This window comes from Pseudonocardia sp. HH130630-07 (assembly GCF_001698125.1).
Lineage (GTDB): Bacteria > Actinomycetota > Actinomycetes > Mycobacteriales > Pseudonocardiaceae > Pseudonocardia.
Genome location: NZ_CP013854.1, coordinates 3,054,593 through 3,068,495 on the forward strand (window position 1 = coordinate 3,054,593; position 13,903 = coordinate 3,068,495).

The 13,903-nt window shown below is 75.4% G+C and carries 20 protein-coding genes and 3 tRNA genes; 15 read left to right on the forward strand and 8 right to left on the reverse strand.

The genetic code is table 11. The features are described 5' to 3' along the window. Positions 1–73 precede the first annotated feature (73 nt). Positions 74–310 carry an FDXHR family putative zinc-binding protein gene (locus AFB00_RS36220; protein WP_442965870.1) on the forward strand — a complete coding sequence of 79 codons (237 nt, stop codon included), beginning with the start codon at positions 74–76 and terminating at the stop codon, positions 308–310. Here AFB00_RS36220 and AFB00_RS14790 read toward each other — a convergent pair. Continuing rightward, positions 291–548, reverse strand: coding sequence for a hypothetical protein (locus AFB00_RS14790; RefSeq protein WP_068797723.1), 258 nt, complete (start codon positions 546–548; stop codon positions 291–293). The two genes, AFB00_RS36220 and AFB00_RS14790, sit on opposite strands and share 20 nt — an antisense overlap. A gap of 294 nt (positions 549–842) precedes the next feature. Between AFB00_RS14790 and AFB00_RS14795 the strand changes: the two genes are divergently transcribed. From AFB00_RS14795 to AFB00_RS14805, 3 genes are read left to right on the forward strand one after another with little or no spacing between them, the layout of a single operon-like run. Further along, positions 843–1,547 carry a class I SAM-dependent methyltransferase gene (locus tag AFB00_RS14795; protein ID WP_197519861.1) on the forward strand — a complete coding sequence of 235 codons (705 nt, stop codon included), beginning with the start codon at positions 843–845 and terminating at the stop codon, positions 1,545–1,547. Positions 1,548–1,607: 60 nt separating this feature from the next. Beyond that, positions 1,608–2,849, forward strand: coding sequence for a serine hydrolase domain-containing protein (locus AFB00_RS14800; protein ID WP_068797725.1), 1,242 nt, complete (start codon positions 1,608–1,610; stop codon positions 2,847–2,849). Further along, positions 2,846–3,265: a phage holin family protein gene (locus AFB00_RS14805; protein WP_197519862.1), complete on the forward strand. Its 420-nt coding sequence runs from the start codon at positions 2,846–2,848 to the stop codon at positions 3,263–3,265. Before AFB00_RS14800 ends, AFB00_RS14805 begins: the two co-directional genes overlap by 4 nt. Before the next feature lie 21 nt (positions 3,266–3,286). On the opposite strand, the gene tenA is transcribed toward AFB00_RS14805, so the two are convergent. Beyond that, positions 3,287–3,955 carry a thiaminase II gene (tenA, locus tag AFB00_RS14810; protein ID WP_068797726.1) on the reverse strand — a complete coding sequence of 223 codons (669 nt, stop codon included), beginning with the start codon at positions 3,953–3,955 and terminating at the stop codon, positions 3,287–3,289. 167 nt (positions 3,956–4,122) lie between these two features. Between tenA and AFB00_RS14815 the strand changes: the two genes are divergently transcribed. Further along, positions 4,123–4,344, forward strand: coding sequence for a hypothetical protein (locus AFB00_RS14815; protein ID WP_231974390.1), 222 nt, complete (start codon positions 4,123–4,125; stop codon positions 4,342–4,344). A 24-nt stretch (positions 4,345–4,368) separates the two neighbouring features. On the opposite strand, the gene AFB00_RS14820 is transcribed toward AFB00_RS14815, so the two are convergent. The 6 genes from AFB00_RS14820 to mrf form a co-directional block, all read right to left on the reverse strand. Then, positions 4,369–4,815, reverse strand: a complete 447-nt coding sequence (locus AFB00_RS14820) for a hypothetical protein (RefSeq protein WP_156819543.1) — start codon at positions 4,813–4,815, stop codon at positions 4,369–4,371. A 227-nt stretch (positions 4,816–5,042) separates the two neighbouring features. Continuing rightward, the gene (locus AFB00_RS14825; protein ID WP_068797729.1) at positions 5,043–6,314 is read right to left on the reverse strand and encodes a cytochrome P450; all 1,272 of its coding nucleotides are present in this window, start codon (positions 6,312–6,314) and stop codon (positions 5,043–5,045) included. 112 nt (positions 6,315–6,426) lie between these two features. Next, positions 6,427–9,489, reverse strand: coding sequence for a helix-turn-helix transcriptional regulator (locus tag AFB00_RS14830; protein WP_197519863.1), 3,063 nt, complete (start codon positions 9,487–9,489; stop codon positions 6,427–6,429). Positions 9,490–9,518: 29 nt separating this feature from the next. Beyond that, the gene (locus tag AFB00_RS33260; RefSeq protein ID WP_068797730.1) at positions 9,519–9,701 is read right to left on the reverse strand and encodes a hypothetical protein; all 183 of its coding nucleotides are present in this window, start codon (positions 9,699–9,701) and stop codon (positions 9,519–9,521) included. Between the two features lie 103 nt (positions 9,702–9,804). Further along, positions 9,805–9,975, reverse strand: a complete 171-nt coding sequence (gene rpmF, locus AFB00_RS14840) for a 50S ribosomal protein L32 (protein ID WP_068797731.1) — start codon at positions 9,973–9,975, stop codon at positions 9,805–9,807. Further along, positions 9,975–11,213, reverse strand: coding sequence for a ribosome hibernation factor-recruiting GTPase MRF (gene mrf, locus AFB00_RS14845; protein WP_068797732.1), 1,239 nt, complete (start codon positions 11,211–11,213; stop codon positions 9,975–9,977). Before mrf ends, rpmF begins: the two co-directional genes overlap by 1 nt. Before the next feature lie 79 nt (positions 11,214–11,292). Between mrf and rpmG (AFB00_RS14850) the strand changes: the two genes are divergently transcribed. The 10 genes from rpmG (AFB00_RS14850) (at position 11,293) to AFB00_RS14895 (ending at position 13,861) form a co-directional block, all read left to right on the forward strand. Further along, positions 11,293–11,460, forward strand: a complete 168-nt coding sequence (gene rpmG / locus AFB00_RS14850) for a 50S ribosomal protein L33 (RefSeq protein ID WP_068797733.1) — start codon at positions 11,293–11,295, stop codon at positions 11,458–11,460. Then, positions 11,460–11,702 carry a 30S ribosomal protein S18 gene (gene rpsR / locus AFB00_RS14855; RefSeq protein ID WP_068797734.1) on the forward strand — a complete coding sequence of 81 codons (243 nt, stop codon included), beginning with the start codon at positions 11,460–11,462 and terminating at the stop codon, positions 11,700–11,702. The genes rpmG (AFB00_RS14850) and rpsR overlap by 1 nt, the downstream gene beginning before the upstream one ends. Before the next feature lie 3 nt (positions 11,703–11,705). Further along, positions 11,706–11,942 carry a 50S ribosomal protein L28 gene (rpmB, locus tag AFB00_RS14860; RefSeq protein WP_068797735.1) on the forward strand — a complete coding sequence of 79 codons (237 nt, stop codon included), beginning with the start codon at positions 11,706–11,708 and terminating at the stop codon, positions 11,940–11,942. Beyond that, on the forward strand, positions 11,942–12,247 hold the full coding sequence (rpsN, locus tag AFB00_RS14865; RefSeq protein ID WP_068797736.1) for a 30S ribosomal protein S14: 306 nt from the start codon (positions 11,942–11,944) through the stop codon (positions 12,245–12,247). Before rpmB ends, rpsN begins: the two co-directional genes overlap by 1 nt. A 124-nt stretch (positions 12,248–12,371) precedes the next feature. Beyond that, a tRNA-Thr gene (locus tag AFB00_RS14870) sits at positions 12,372–12,444 on the forward strand. A 37-nt stretch (positions 12,445–12,481) separates the two neighbouring features. Then, positions 12,482–12,557: transfer RNA gene (locus AFB00_RS14875), tRNA-Met, on the forward strand. Between the two features lie 42 nt (positions 12,558–12,599). After that, complete coding sequence (rpmG, locus tag AFB00_RS14880) at positions 12,600–12,767, forward strand: 50S ribosomal protein L33 (protein ID WP_068797737.1); 168 nt, start codon at positions 12,600–12,602, stop codon at positions 12,765–12,767. A gap of 33 nt (positions 12,768–12,800) precedes the next feature. Continuing rightward, entirely contained in the window at positions 12,801–13,250 is a 450-nt protein-coding gene (locus tag AFB00_RS14885) for a MaoC family dehydratase N-terminal domain-containing protein (protein ID WP_068797738.1), read from the forward strand. Beyond that, a complete protein-coding gene (locus AFB00_RS14890; RefSeq protein ID WP_068797739.1) occupies positions 13,247–13,675 on the forward strand; it encodes a MaoC/PaaZ C-terminal domain-containing protein in 429 nt (142 codons plus the stop codon). Before AFB00_RS14885 ends, AFB00_RS14890 begins: the two co-directional genes overlap by 4 nt. A 110-nt stretch (positions 13,676–13,785) precedes the next feature. Continuing rightward, a tRNA-Trp gene (locus tag AFB00_RS14895) sits at positions 13,786–13,861 on the forward strand. Positions 13,862–13,903 lie beyond the last annotated feature (42 nt).

Genomic DNA, 13,903 nt, shown 5'->3' on the forward strand with positions numbered 1-13,903 from the left:
CACCGCCCGCGGGACCGAGGCGGCGTCACTGTCGGTGGTCACGCGTAGCGTTCCGCCGGTGCAGGTCGTGCGTATGTCGTGCTGTGGCCGGGAGTGGGCCGGGCCGGATCGAGCCCACTGCTGCGGTCGTTTCGGCGGCTGTGGTGCCGTCTTCGACGACGCGGAACTGTGGGACAGCCACCGGCCGCGGGGGGTGTGCGTCGCCGATCCCGGCGAGCTGGGCCTCGTGACCACCCGTAACGGCATCTGGCAGCGGTCCCCCGACCGGGTGGGTGGAGCCGCGCCGGCGGTCAGGGGGCGGTCCGGGTGATGCCGCGGAACACCGCGTCGGCCGGGCCGGGATTGTGCACCAGCACGAGGTCGAGTCCGGTGAACCACAGCACGGAGCCTGCCCCGAACGTCCGCTTCCCGCCCGCCGAGCACCGCAGCTCGATGCGCCCCTGGTCGACGACCACGATCGCGCCGCGCCACTCGTCCTCGTCGTGCGGGCGGGACCGGCCGGGTGCGAGGGTGACCGTGCGGGTCCGGAACGGCGGGGTCGCCGGCATCGGTTCGCCCTCCTCTCGGCCCGGGGCTCGGACGGGTACCGAATGATCTGACCGTCCGCCGGCCCGGAAGTCATCGGCGGGCCGGCGCCACCCGACCGTCCGCACGCCACCGGCCGCCCGGCACCCGCCGTCCACCGCCCGGTCCGGGCCGCGCGGCGGCCTGCTAGTAGGTTCGCGCGACCAGGGGGTACCACCGTGACGCAACGACGCCAGTTGCGGTTGGGGGCGATCGAGTCGACGTCGCTCCCGGCCGCGTCCGTCCGGGCCCGCGACGCCCGGAGCCGACGTCCGGTGGTGGCGGATCCGGTCGCCGCAGGTCTCGCGGACGATCTCGACCTGGGCAGCACGCCCGGGCGCACCGACACGCTCTGCACGCTGCTGCGGGGTGCGGTCCTCGACCACTGGGTCCGTGCCTTCGTCGCCGAGCACCCGGACGGCACGGTCGTGGAGCTCGGCCCCGGCCTGGACGACCGGGCCGGGCGGCTCGGCGGCACCGCCCCGGCGCACTGGGTCGACGTCGAGCTCCCGGAGATCGCCGCGCTGCGGCGCGAGCTGCTGCCGGGCCCGGCGCACCTCGTCGAGGGCTCCGTGCTCGACGAGGACTGGATGGAGCTGGCCCGCGACCTGCCCGGCCCGCACCTGCTGGTGTCGGACCAGGTGCTGACACTGCTCCCGGAACAGGGCGTGCAGCGGATCGTGTTCACCGCCGCGCGGATGCTGCCGGGCGCGGTGCTGGTCACCGACGTGCTCTCCCGGTCGGCCGCCGACCGGCTGGTGGCCGGGGCGCTGCGCGATGTCGACGTCGACTGGACCTGCGAGGACCCGCGCGAGCTGGAGCCGTGGGGCCTGCGCCTGACCGACTCCTGCGGTGCCGGCGACCCGCCCGCCGCCGTCGCCGCCCGGCTGCCGCGCACGACCCGGGCACTGGCCACCGGCCTGCGGGCCACGCCCGCACTGCGCGGGCACCGGCTGGCCCGTTACGAACTCGTCGCCACCTGACCCGGGCGGGCCCGGCGCGGGTCGCCCGGCCCGCCCCGGCCCGTCGGTAGGGTCGGGACGGTGACGGTTCCGAAGATCGAGGCGGACCCGGCCGAGGTGGGGTTCGACCCGGCCCGCCTCGCCAGGGTCGACGACCACTTCCGCCGCTACGTCGACGACGGCAGGCTCGCGGGCTGGACCGTCGCCGTGGCGCGGCACGACCGGCTGGTGCACCTCACCCACCACGGCGACCGGGACGTGGACACCCACACGCCGGTCACCGGCGACACGATCTGGCGCATCTACTCGATGACCAAGCCGATCACCTCGGTCGCGGCCCTGATGCTGTGGGAACGCGGTGCCCTGGAGCTGACCGACCCGGTCTCGCGCTACATCCCGGCGTTCGCCGACCAGCGGGTGTACCGCGGGGGCTCCGCACTCAACCCGGGCACGGACGCCGCCGTCGAGCCGGTGCGGATCCACCACCTGCTGACCCACACCGCCGGGCTCACCTACGGGTTCCACCACGCGCACCCGGTCGACGAGATGTACCGGGCCAAGGGATTCGAGTTCGGTGCCCCGGCCGGGGTGGACCTGGCGACGGCCGCCGAGCACTTCGGGTCGTTCCCGCTGCTGTTCCAGCCCGGGACGGAATGGAACTACTCGGTCGCCACCGACGTCCTGGGCCGGGTCGTCGAGGTCGCGTCCGGGCGCCGCCTCGACGAGTTCCTCCGCGAGGAGATCACCGGTCCGCTGGGGATGGCCGACACCGGGTTCTGGGTGCCGCCGGACTCGGCGGCGGCCGGGCGGCTCGCCACGCTCTACAACGCACGCCCCGGTGGGGGGTTCGTCGTCAACAAGGTCCTCGCCCGGTCCGCCACCCGGGAACCGACCTGCCTCTCCGGCGGCGGCGGTCTGATCTCGACCGCCGGTGACTACCTGCGGTTCGCCCGGATGCTCGCCCGTGGCGGCGAGCTCGACGGCGTCCGGATCCTCGGCCCGCGCACGCTCGCGGCGGCGACCCGCAACCATCTGCCGGGCGGCCGGGACCTCGACACGGTCGGCCGGCCGATCTTCTCCGAGTCGTCGTTCGCCGGGGTCGGGTTCGGTCTGGGCTTCTCGGTCGTGGTGGACCCCGCCGCGTCCAAGCAGCTCGCCAACCCGGGTACCTTCGCCTGGGGCGGGCTGGCCTCCACCGCGTTCTGGGTGGACCCGGTGGACGACATCGTCGTGGTGTTCCTCACCCAGCTCATGCCCTCGAGCACGTACCCGATCCGATCCCAGCTGCAGACGCTGGTGCAACAGGCGGTGATCGACCGATGAGTGACCGACCGGTGTCCCAGGCCGGCGCAGGACTGGCGTTCGTCGTCCGGACGCTCGTCGTCGCGGCGTCGCTGTGGGTGGCGACCGTGCTCGTGACGGGCGTCGACCTCGGGTCCGGTTCCACCGCCCTGCGGGTCGGCACGCTGCTCGGGGTCGCGCTGCTGTTCGGGGTGGTGAACGCGGTCGTCAAGCCGATCGTCGCCACCCTCGGCTGCCCGCTCTACGTCCTCACGCTGGGCCTGTTCGCCCTGGTCGTGAACGCCCTGATGTTCATGCTGACGGGCTGGCTGGCCGGGCTGCTGAACCTGCCGTTCGTGGTGGACGGGTTCTGGTCGGCCTTCTGGGGCGCGATCATCGTCGCGATCGTGTCGTTCTTCCTGCACCTGGTCATCCCGGACCGGTACGACGCCCGCTGACCCGGGCGCCGGCCGGGACCGTCAGACCGGCCAGGTCTCCTGCCGGTGCGCGCCGTCCCAGAACATCCACTCGTAGCGGGCGGTCGTCGTGAAGTGCTCGCGCATCAGGGCGAGCTCCGCGGCCGAGGCGGCGGCACCGGCCCGGTCGGTCGCCGCCAGCACGGCCGCCACGACCGCCTGGTACTCCGCTCCGGCGTACATGTCGATCCAGCGCTGGTAGAGCGGGTCCGGTGAGCCCGCACCGACCAGGTGCTCACCGACCTTCGCGTAGATCCAGTAGCAGGGCAGCACCGCCGCGACGCCCTCCGCGTAGGACCCGCCGTGCGCGGTGGCGAGCAGGTAGCTGACGTAGGCACGGGTCGCCGGGGCGACCGGCGCCGTCCTCGCCTGCTGCGAGGACAGTCCCAGCCCGCCGAGCAGGTCCTGGTGCAGCTCACGCTCGGCCGCGATCGCGCCGCCCGCGTGCTCGGCGAACATCAGGGTGTCGTCGTCGGTGGGGGCCTTGGCGGCGCACACCGCCAGGGCCTTCGCGTAGCCGCGCAGGTAGTGCGCGTCCTGCACGATGTAGTGCCGGAACGCGTCGTGCGCGAGCGTCCCGTCGGTCAGCCCGGTGACGAACGGATGGGCGAGGATCGCGCCGTGGATGTCCTCGACGTCGGACCAGAGCAGGTCACGCGTGCGTTCCGCCATACCCGCCACGGTATCCGCGCCGTCGCCGCCGGCCGTGTGACGACGTCGCGCTGAGACGCTGCGCACGTCCGCGGGCGAATCCCCGCCCGCGGGTCACCATGGGGACGGGCGGGGCCCGGCGCGGCGCCCGCGCCCGGGAGACGTCCACCGATCGCGGAGGTGAGGGCATGAGCGCACCGGCGCCCATGGAGCACCACGAGAAGACGCGGATGCGGGCCGCCGCGTTCCGGGCCACCCGGCTCTATCCGGGCCCGGTCGGCGAGCTGGTCTCGCGCGAGATCCTGTCCTGGGAGGAGTTCGGGTACCGCCTGGGCGGCGACCGGATGATCGCCGAGCTGGTCGACCACGTCCTGCGGGCCCCGTCGGACCGCCGGTCGGACGCCGCCTGAGCAGGTCCGGGGTGAGCCGGCCGGTCAGCGCTCGTCGCTGACCGCGGCCTCGGACGCGCCCGTGCCGTCGCCCGCCGGGGCGGAGCCGTCGGCCAGCCCGACGACGGCGGCGGCCAGCACGACCATCGCGGCCAGCGTGGTGAGGCTCCCGGCCCGGGCCAGGACGGCGAAGCTCCGGGCGAGGGGCGTCGGTCCGGCCGGGCCCCGGTGCCGGCCGGGCACCCCGCGCGGCACGCCGCCGGGTTCCGGTGCCCCGGCCCGCGGGGCGGGGACCGTCGGCTGCGGGCGCAGCGCGTGCCGGGGTGCGGCCGGGCGGCCCGATCCGGAGGTCGTCCCGTCCGGCGCCGTGCGCGGTGCGGGGACGAGGGATCCGGTAACCACCGGGGCGGCGGGCGCCGCGACCGGCGGGACGGAGACGGCGGAGTCGACGGGACGGCGCGGGCTCGGGATGCGGACGGCGGGCGCTGGCATGGCGATCACCACGATCTCGGGGAGTCGATACGGGTTCGTCGGGATCCGGTGCGCGCCGCCGGTTCCTGCTTCTGCCCGTCCTGTCGTGTCGGGTGTTCACCTTGTTATCCGGTGACCGTGTCCGCCAATCGTCGGAGTGACTACTCCACCCGAGTGGCTGACGGGTCCACCCGGACGCTCCCTCCACGATGACCCGCGGTCACCTCCGCATCACCCCGATGCCGGTGTCATCCGCCGACGGCCCGGCCCCCGTCGGCGACGACCGGCAGCCGGGTGATGCCGTTGATGAACATCGAGCGCAGCCGTCGCGGCTCCCCGGAGACGGCGACCCGCGGTGCCCGGCGCAGGAGCTCGGTGAACAGCACGGTCAGCTGCCGCCGGGCGAGGTGCGCACCCAGGCAGAAGTGCGGTCCCGGCCCGCCGAAGCCCAGGTGCGGGTTCGGCGAGCGGAGGACGTCGAAGGCCTCGGGATCGGTGCCCGGGAACGCCTCCGGATCACGGTTGGCCGACCAGTAGAACAACGCCGTCTTCGCCCCGGCCGGCAGCTCGACGCCGCCGAGCACCGCCGGCTCGGACAGGGTGCGGCGCATGTAGATCACCGGCGAGGCCCAGCGCACGATCTCGTCGATCGCCGTCGGCGTCACCCCGTCGAGGTCGGCGAGCCAGGCGGCCCGTTGCTCCGGATGCTCGGTGAGCAGCTGCAGGCCCCAGCTGGTGGCGTTGCGGGTGGTCTCGTTCCCCGCGACGACCAGCAGGATGAAGAAGCTCGCCAGCTCGTCGGGGGTGAGGCGCTCGCCGTCGATCTCGGCGTTGACCAGCGCCGAGGTGACGTCGTCGGTCGGTTCGGCCAGCCGGGCCTCGGCCAGCTCGCGCATCAGCGCAGCCAGCTCACCCCCCGCGGTGAGCAGCGCGGTGACGATGTCGTTCTCGTCGGGAACGTACTCCGGGTCGCCCGCGCCGAGGATGACGTTCGAGCGGTCGTAGACGAACCGGTGGTGCTCGGCCGGGATGCCCATCAGCTCGCAGATCGTGCCGAGCGGCAGCCGGGCCGAGATCGACTCCACGCCCTCGCACTCGCCGGCGGCGAGCAGGTCGTCGACGATCTCGCGGGCCTGGCGCTCGATCGACTCCTGCAGGCCGGCGAGCCGGCGCGGGGTGAACCCGCGGGAGACGATCCGGCGCAGCCGGGCGTGCCGGGGATCGTCGGTGTTGATCATCGAGCCGAAGAACTCGAGGAACGGGGCCGGCATGTCCGCGACCGAGGTCGCCCCCGGCCCGGACCGGAAGACGCCGGGGGCGCGGCTGGCCTCGACGACCTCGGCGTGCCGGGTCAGCGCGTAGTAGCCGGGCCCCGGGTCCGGGACCGGGCTCGGCGGCTGCTCGAACCAGCCGATCCCGGGTGCCCGCCGGAGCGCGGCGAACCCGGCGGCCCGCTCGGTGAGCGGGGCCGTCCAGAAACCGTCGAGGTCCGAGAGGTCGGGGGTGGTCGTGTCCGGCATCGTCGCCGTCCCTCCTGCCGCGGGCGCGCGGCACCACCGAGGCTAGGGAGCGGCCGTGGTGCGTGTCACGGCCCCGGCGGGCCAGCGGCGGACCGGACGGGACACGCGACGATCATGCGTGCGGTGGGAGCAGGCCCCGGGAGTGCGCCACCGACACGGCCTCGGTCCGGCTCGACACGCCGAGCTTCGCCATCGCCCGGGACAGGTGGACGCTCACGGTCTTCTCGCTGATGTAGAGCTGCTCGCCGATCAGCCGGTTCGTCCGCCCGAGCGCGACCTGTCCGAGCACCGTGCGCTCCCGCGGGGTGAGCGGCGACGCGGGCTCCGGCGCCGACGGGCCCGGGGACCCGGGGACCCCGGCCCGGGTCGTGAGCGCCGCGACGGCCGCGGCCAGCGGTGCCGCGCCCAGCCGCTCGGCCTCGGCCCCGGCCTCGGTGAGGTCCGCGGACGCGGCCCGGCGCCCGGCGGCCGCCGTCTCGTCGCCGGGGCCGGTACGTCGCAGCCGGGCCCGTTCCAGGTGGGCCCCGGCCCGTCGGCACCGCGCCTCGGCGGCCCGGTAGCCGTCGCCGTGCGCGGCGAACCCGTCGACCACGGCGTCCCACACCGCGGGGTCGGCGTCGCCCGCGGCGCGTGCGGCCTCGGCGTGCGCCCTGGCCAGCCAGGCCCGGCCCTCCGGACCGATCGCCGTCCCGCGCGGGACGCCGTTGCGGGCGGTGGCGGCGGCCGCGGCGGCGAACCCGCCGGCCGCGCTGCGGTGCTCGTCGGCGGCGCCCCCGGCGGCGCGTGCGGCGTCGGCGAGATCGGCGTGCGCGCCCGCGCCGAGTGCGCAGAGCGCCAGCTCGCCCATGTGGTGCGGGTACTCCCGACGCAGCAGGGCCAGGGCCGCGTCGACCCGGCGGTGGGCGAGCGCCGGGTCGCCGCGCCACAGCGCGCACTCGGCGCCGACCACGCCCCGCAGCAGGACCGCCTGGTCGTTCGGTGACGGCTCGGTCTGCAGCGCGTCGAGCAGGCGCTCCGCCCCGGCGAGATCGCCCCGGCCGACGGTCACCAGCGCCCCCGCGACGGCCAGCAGCCCGGTCACCCGCAGCGACAGCGCCGGGTCGGCGTCCCCGGCGAGCCGGGCCGCCTCGTCCCACCGGCCGCGCTGGAACGCCACCCGGACCCGGGCGACGCGGAACTCCAGGCCGTAGCCGCCCCAGGACAGGCCGTACCCGGCGGCCCGGCGGGCGCCGTCGGCGAACTCCGCGGCCGCGGCGTCGAGCAGGCCGTCCTCGATGAAGGAGACCCCGCGGTTCCAGACCGTCCGCAGCTCCACCACCCGGTTGCCGGACGCGGCGGCCAGCGCGGCGGCGCCGGCCAGGCGCTCCCGCGCGCTCGTCGGGTCGTTCTCCATCCGGGCGCAGAACGCCAGCGTGACCAGCGCGTCCGCGCACACCGCGTTGAGATCACGGAACTCCGCGGTCCCCGGGCCGGGCGGTGTGCTGTCGTGCACCGCCCGGGCGGCGGCCAGCGCGGCCCGGGCCTGCTCCCAGGCCGGCTCCGGCCGGTCGGCGCTGAGCAGTGCCCGGGCCAGCACCGCGTGCGACCACGCCAGATCCGTGCTCGGCGGCCCCGTGCGCTGCAGGTCCACCGCGTCGGAGACGGCGGCGATCGCGTCGTCGATCCGGAAACCGCCGTCGAGCAGGCGCATCGCGTAGCGACGGCGGGCGTCGGCCCGGGCCCGCACCCCCTCCCGGAGGTCGGCCACCTGCACGGCACGGGCGCCGAGCGCGGCCCCGCGGTCCGGGTCCCCGGATGCGCTCGCCGCCCACGCGGCCTCGCGGGTCAGCACGCTCTCCGCGATCCCGGCGACCCGCTCCGGGTCACCGACGGCCGGCCACAGCTCCAGCGCCCGCTCGGCGTGCACCAGCATCTCCGCCGGGCCGTGCCGCCGGTCGGCCTCCCGGGCCGCCCGGACCGAGGCGGCCAGTGCCCGCGGCAGGTCGTGCGCGGCCAGCGCGTGCCGGGCGAGCTCCGCGGCGACACCCGGCTCACCCTCGCGCTCCGCCAGCAGCCCGGCCAGCCTGGCGTGCAGCCGCAGCCGCTCGCCGGGCAGGAGATCGGCGTGCACGGCCTCGCGGAGCAGGGCGTGCCGGAACGCGAACGCCCCGGCCGCGCCGCGGGCGGGGACGAGCACGTGGTGCGACACGGCCTCCCGCAGCCCGGCCTCCAGCTCGGCCGGTGGGAGCTCCGCCGCGTCCCGGAGCAGGTCGTGCGGGATCCGGTGCTCGGCGAGCGAGGCCACCCGCAGCACCGCCCTGGCCGGCGCCGACAGCCGGTCCAGCCGGGTCAGCAGGACGTCGGCCAGGTCGTCGGGCAGTCCGTCGGAGCCCGCGGCGACCATCTCCTCGGCGAAGAAGGCGTTGCCCTCGCTGCGGGCGGCGATCCGGCGCAGCGTGGCCTCGTCGGCGGGTGCGGCCGGCCCCGGCGATCCGGCGGAACGCCTGCGGACCAGGTCGAGGGTCTCCGCAGCACTCAGCGGCCCGAGCGTGATCCGGCGCACGGCGGGCAGCCGGACGAGCTCGGCGAGCGCCGCGCGCAGCGGGTGCCGCCGGTGCAGGTCGTCGGTGCGGTAGGTGCCCAGCACCGCCAGCCGGTGCGACCCGAGCTGGGCCAGCAGGTAGCCCAGCAGCTCCCGGGTGGAGCGGTCGGCCCAGTGCAGGTCCTCCAGGACGACGAGCAGGGGTACCGCGGCGGCCGCCGTGCGCAGCGCGCCGGCCACCGCCTCGAACACCTGCAGCCGCCCGAACTCCTGGTCGCCGACCGTGCGCTCGCCGGTGGCCGGCCCCGGGAGCAGGTCGCGCAGCGCGGGACGGGCGGCGGGACGGGCGCCCCCCGGACCGGTCAGCGCCGCGAGCACCTCGGAGAACGGCAGGTAGGGCAGCGCCGCGTCGCCGGTGTCCAGGCAGCGGCCGGTGAGCACCCGCATCCCGGCGGCGGTGGCCCGGTCGGCGACGGCGGAGGCGAGCCGGGACTTGCCGATCCCCGCGTCGCCCGCCACGAGCACGGCGCCGGCCCGCCCGGCCCGGGCCGCGGCGAGATCGGCCTCCAGCGCGGTCAGCTCGGCGGCGCGCCCCAGCAGCGGACCGGGACAGGGCGGGGCGCCCGCCCCGTCCTGCTCCAGTTCCACCGACACCCGGGCATCGTGGCACGGCGCACCGACGCTCAGCCCCCGGTTTCGGCCCGGCCGACCCGGGTGCCGGTACTCCGGCGCAGCAGCCTGACCCACACCGGGGGCCTGCGGAACGGCCGGGCCAGCCGGTCCTGTTCCGCCTCCGCGTGCAGCCGGCGCCGCCGGTCCTCGGCGAGCGCCTGCAGGTGGTCCATCGGGATCCGGTTCATCAGCATGGTCCCGACGCTGTCCCTGAGGCCCCGCCGGGCACATCGGACGGTCACGCACTCCCGGCGGGGACCCGGCGGCGGTGCCGGGCCGCCGGGGTAAGGGATCCCCTCAGGCAGGCGGGGGCAGCAGGCCGCGGCGGTAGGCCGGGACCAGCCGGCGCGGCACCAGGTGCCGCCGTCCGTCCAGGGTGAGCGGCACCAGGTCGGGCGCCTGGGCCTTCCACTGCGACCGGCGGTGCCGGGTGTTCGCCCGCGACGTCCGCCGCTTCGGTACGGCCATCAGCTGCCTCCCTCTCGTCCGTCCCCGGTGCCCGGGTCGGTGTGGGCCGGCTCGGGGTCCGAGCACGGCTCGTCGTGTGCCCAGCCGAACGGGTCGGGCAGGCCGGACCAGGCGTCCTGGCCGGCGGCCACCTCGGCGTCGGTGAGCAGCGCGCCGCGCAGGGCGGCGTCGATCTCGTCCGGGTCGGCGGCGTGGCAGAGGACCACCAGGTCCTGGGCCCGGTCGCCCCACCGCGGGTGCCAGGCCAGCGCGGCGAGCGCCTGCCGGTCCGCTCCGGCCGCGTCCCAGGCCTGCGGGCCGGCGCCGTCGAGCCACTCCCCGGCGTGCGCGATCCGCAGGCCGCCGCCCGCGCTCTCCAGCCACAGCACGGCGTCCGGCCGGGTCGCCAGCCAGACCCGGCCGCGGGCCCGCACCACGCCGTCGAGCAGCGTGTCGATCGCGTCGTGCAACCGGTCCGGGTGGAACGGGCGCCGCTGGGAGAACACCAGGGTGCGCACCCCGGCGTCGGCGTCCAGCGACGGTGCGCCGCGCAGCAGCGGTTCGTGCACCCCGCCGGGGACCCCGCGGCGCGCACCGGGGGCGAGCCGCGTGCAGAACACCCGCTCGTCGGCGTCGTCGACGTCCAGCCGCGGGGCGGTGGGGGCCAGCCGGTCTAGGACGGCGACGGTCGGGTCCGGCCGGGGCCCGGCCGGCCGGGTGGTGACGAGCACGTCGGCGAACTCGACCTGCCCGACCGCGAGCTGGGCGATCGTCCGCTCGTCGTCGGGCAGCGTCGTCAGGCCCCGCTCGGGCAGCGTCACGTCGCCGGTGGCGTCGTCGAGCCAGGTCTGCGGGTCGAGCACGGTCACCACCCCGCGCAGGTCCACGAGATCGGTCGCCGGGCACGGGGCGCGGCCCCGGCCGGGGTCGACGAGCACCGCCCCGAGCGCCCAGCAGACCGGCTCGGGCTCCAGGCACGGATCCAGGTGCAGCACGACGCGGGGCACGGCGCCGGCGAGCGCGGCCAGCGTCGGCAGGACGTCCGCGCGGATCGTGCAGCTCACGCACCCGTGGTCGAGCTCCAGTACGGAGTGCTCGTCGCGGCCACCGTCGCGCAGCCTGCGGTGCACCAGCCCCCGGCCGAGATCGCGCAGGTCGTGGTGCAGCACGACGACGTCCGGGTCGAGCTGCCGCATCCGCGCGATCGCGCGCTCCGTCCCGTCGCGCTCGGTCCCGCACAGGACCACCAGCTCGGTCATGTCTTCCTCCCGGGGTCGGGCGGTCACGGTCGGGTGTAGAGTAAACGAAAATGATTCTCATGTTGAGAGGAGGGTTCCGATGGCGAAGACGACCGACGTCCGGCCGATCGTGAAGCTGCGCTCGACCGCGGGCACCGGCACGACCTACGTCACGCGGAAGAACCGGCGCAACGACCCGGACCGGCTGGTGCTGCGCAAGTACGACCCGCGGATCCGGGCACACGTCGAGTTCAAGGAGGAGCGCTGATGAGGTCCAGGGACAAGCCGCTGCGGACGACGCGGCGCAAGCCGAACCCGCTGCACGCCCGCGGGATCGAGCACGTGGACTGGAAGGACGCCGCGCTGCTGCGCACGTTCGTCTCCGACCGCGGCAAGATCCGCGCGCGCCGGGTGACCGGCCTGACCGGTCAGCAGCAGCGCCAGGTGGCGGTGGCCATCCGCAACGCCCGCGAGATGGCACTGCTGCCCTACCCGCACGCGGGGCGGTGAGCGATGTCGCGTCGATGTGACCTCACCGGCCGCGAGCCCTCGTTCGGGAAGTCGGTGTCCCACTCGCACCGCCGGACCAGCCGGCGCTGGGACCCGAACGTGCAGCGCCGGCGCTACTGGTTCGCCGAGGAGGGCCGCTGGGTGCGGCTGACGCTCTCGGCCAAGGGGATCAAGACGGTGGACCGGATCGGCGTGCCCGCCGCGGTCGCCCGGATCCGGGCGAACGGGGTGCGGATCTGATGGCCACCACCGGACAGATCGCCAAGAACGAGCGGCGCAAGCGGATCGTCGCGCGCCACGCCGAGCGACGTGCCGAGCTCAAGGCGCTCATCGCCCGGCCGTCGACGCCGGCGGCCGAACGCGACGCCGCGGTGGCCGAGCTGCGCCGCCAGCCCCGCGACGCCAGTGCCACCCGGGTCCGCAACCGTGACTCGGTCGACGGGCGCCCGCGCGGGCACCTGCGCAAGTTCGGGGTGTCCCGGGTGCGGCTGCGCGGGCTGGCCCACGAGGGAGCGCTCCCCGGCGTCCGCAAGTCGAGCTGGTGACACGTCCCCCGAACGGGGCGTGACCTGCGCACACGCCGGTTCCGGGCCCCCCGGCCACGGGGCCCGGGACCGGCGTGTAATCTTCTTCAGGTCGGTGAACGGAGCGACTCCCGGATCCGCTGCCGCCCCCTTAGCTCAGTCGGCAGAGCGTCTCCATGGTAAGGAGAAGGTCTACGGTTCGATTCCGTAAGGGGGCTCGTAGGGGCTTCGCCGTGATCGGCGGAGCCCCTTCATGACGGTGTAGCTCAGTCGGTAGAGCAAGCGGCTCATAATCGCTGTGTCGCCGGTTCAAGTCCGGCCATCGTCACCACTCTGGCGCACGACATGGAACACCTGCTGGGAGGCACCCGCGATGGCCAAGGCCACGGACGTACGGCCGAAGATCACTCTGGCCTGCGAGGAGTGCAAGAACCGCAACTACATCACCAAGAAGAACCGGCGTAACGACCCGGACCGGCTCGAGATCAAGAAGTTCTGCCGGAACTGCGGCGTGCACCGCGCCCACCGCGAGACCCGCTGAGCGCAGCTTGCGTAGCGAGAATCGGTCCTGAGGGTGGTCGACCAGTCCTGGGTCGGGCACTCGCTCGATCCGGTCGGGCCGTACCAGGTCGGTCGGGAGAAGATCCGCGAGTTCGCCGTCGCCATCGGTGACGGCGATCCGCTGTTCCACGAGGTCGGTGCCGCACGAGCCGCGGGGCACCCCGATCTCGTCGCCCCGCCGACCTTCCCGGTGTGCTTCACGATGCCGGTGATCGAGTCCTTCCTGAAGGACCCGGCGCTCGGCTGGGACTACACCCGGATGGTCCACGGCGACCAGCGCATCGCCTACCACCGTCCGATCCGGGCCGGTGACGAGCTGGTCACCGTGCTGCACGTCGACGAGCTGCGCACCCGGGCCGGCAACCACATGCTGACGCTGCGGTGCGAGGTGTCCGACACCGGCGGCGAGCCGGTCGCCACCACGCACGCGCTGCTCGTCAGCCCGGCGGGGGAGTCCGGGTGACCGCGGGATCCGTGCAGGCGGGCGATCGGCTGCCGCCACTGGAGGTCCGGCTCACCCGGGCCGACCTGGTCCGCTACGCGGGCGCCTCGGGTGATCTCAACCCGATCCACTGGAGCGACCGGGTCGCCGGTGCCGCCGGGCTGCCCGGGGTCATCGCGCACGGGATGCTGTCGATGGCGCTGGCCGGCCGGGTCCTCACGGCCTGGACCGGGGACCCCGCGGCGGTGCTGAGCTACGGCACCCGGTTCACCCGGCCCGTCGTCGTCCCGGACGACGACGAGGGGGCCACCGTGGAGCTGTCCGGCACCGTGGCCGAGGTCCGGGAGTCCGAGGGCCGCCGGGTCGCCGTCGTCGATCTCAAGGCGGTCTTCGACGGGCGGACGGTGCTCGGCCGGGCGCGTGCCGAGGTGGCACTGCCGGCCTGATCGACCCCGGTGTGCGAACCCGCTGGAGCGGATGCGTATGCTGGGATCAGCCGGGCGCACCGGATGATCGGTGTGCCCGTCCCGCTGCCCTCAGGGGTGGTTCGGGGCAGAGGGGTGTAGCTCAATTGGCAGAGCAGCGGTCTCCAAAACCGCAGGTTGCAGGTTCAAGTCCTGTCACCCCTGCCACGACGCCGCAGGCCATCGGGATGTCCGGTGGCGCGGCCGACG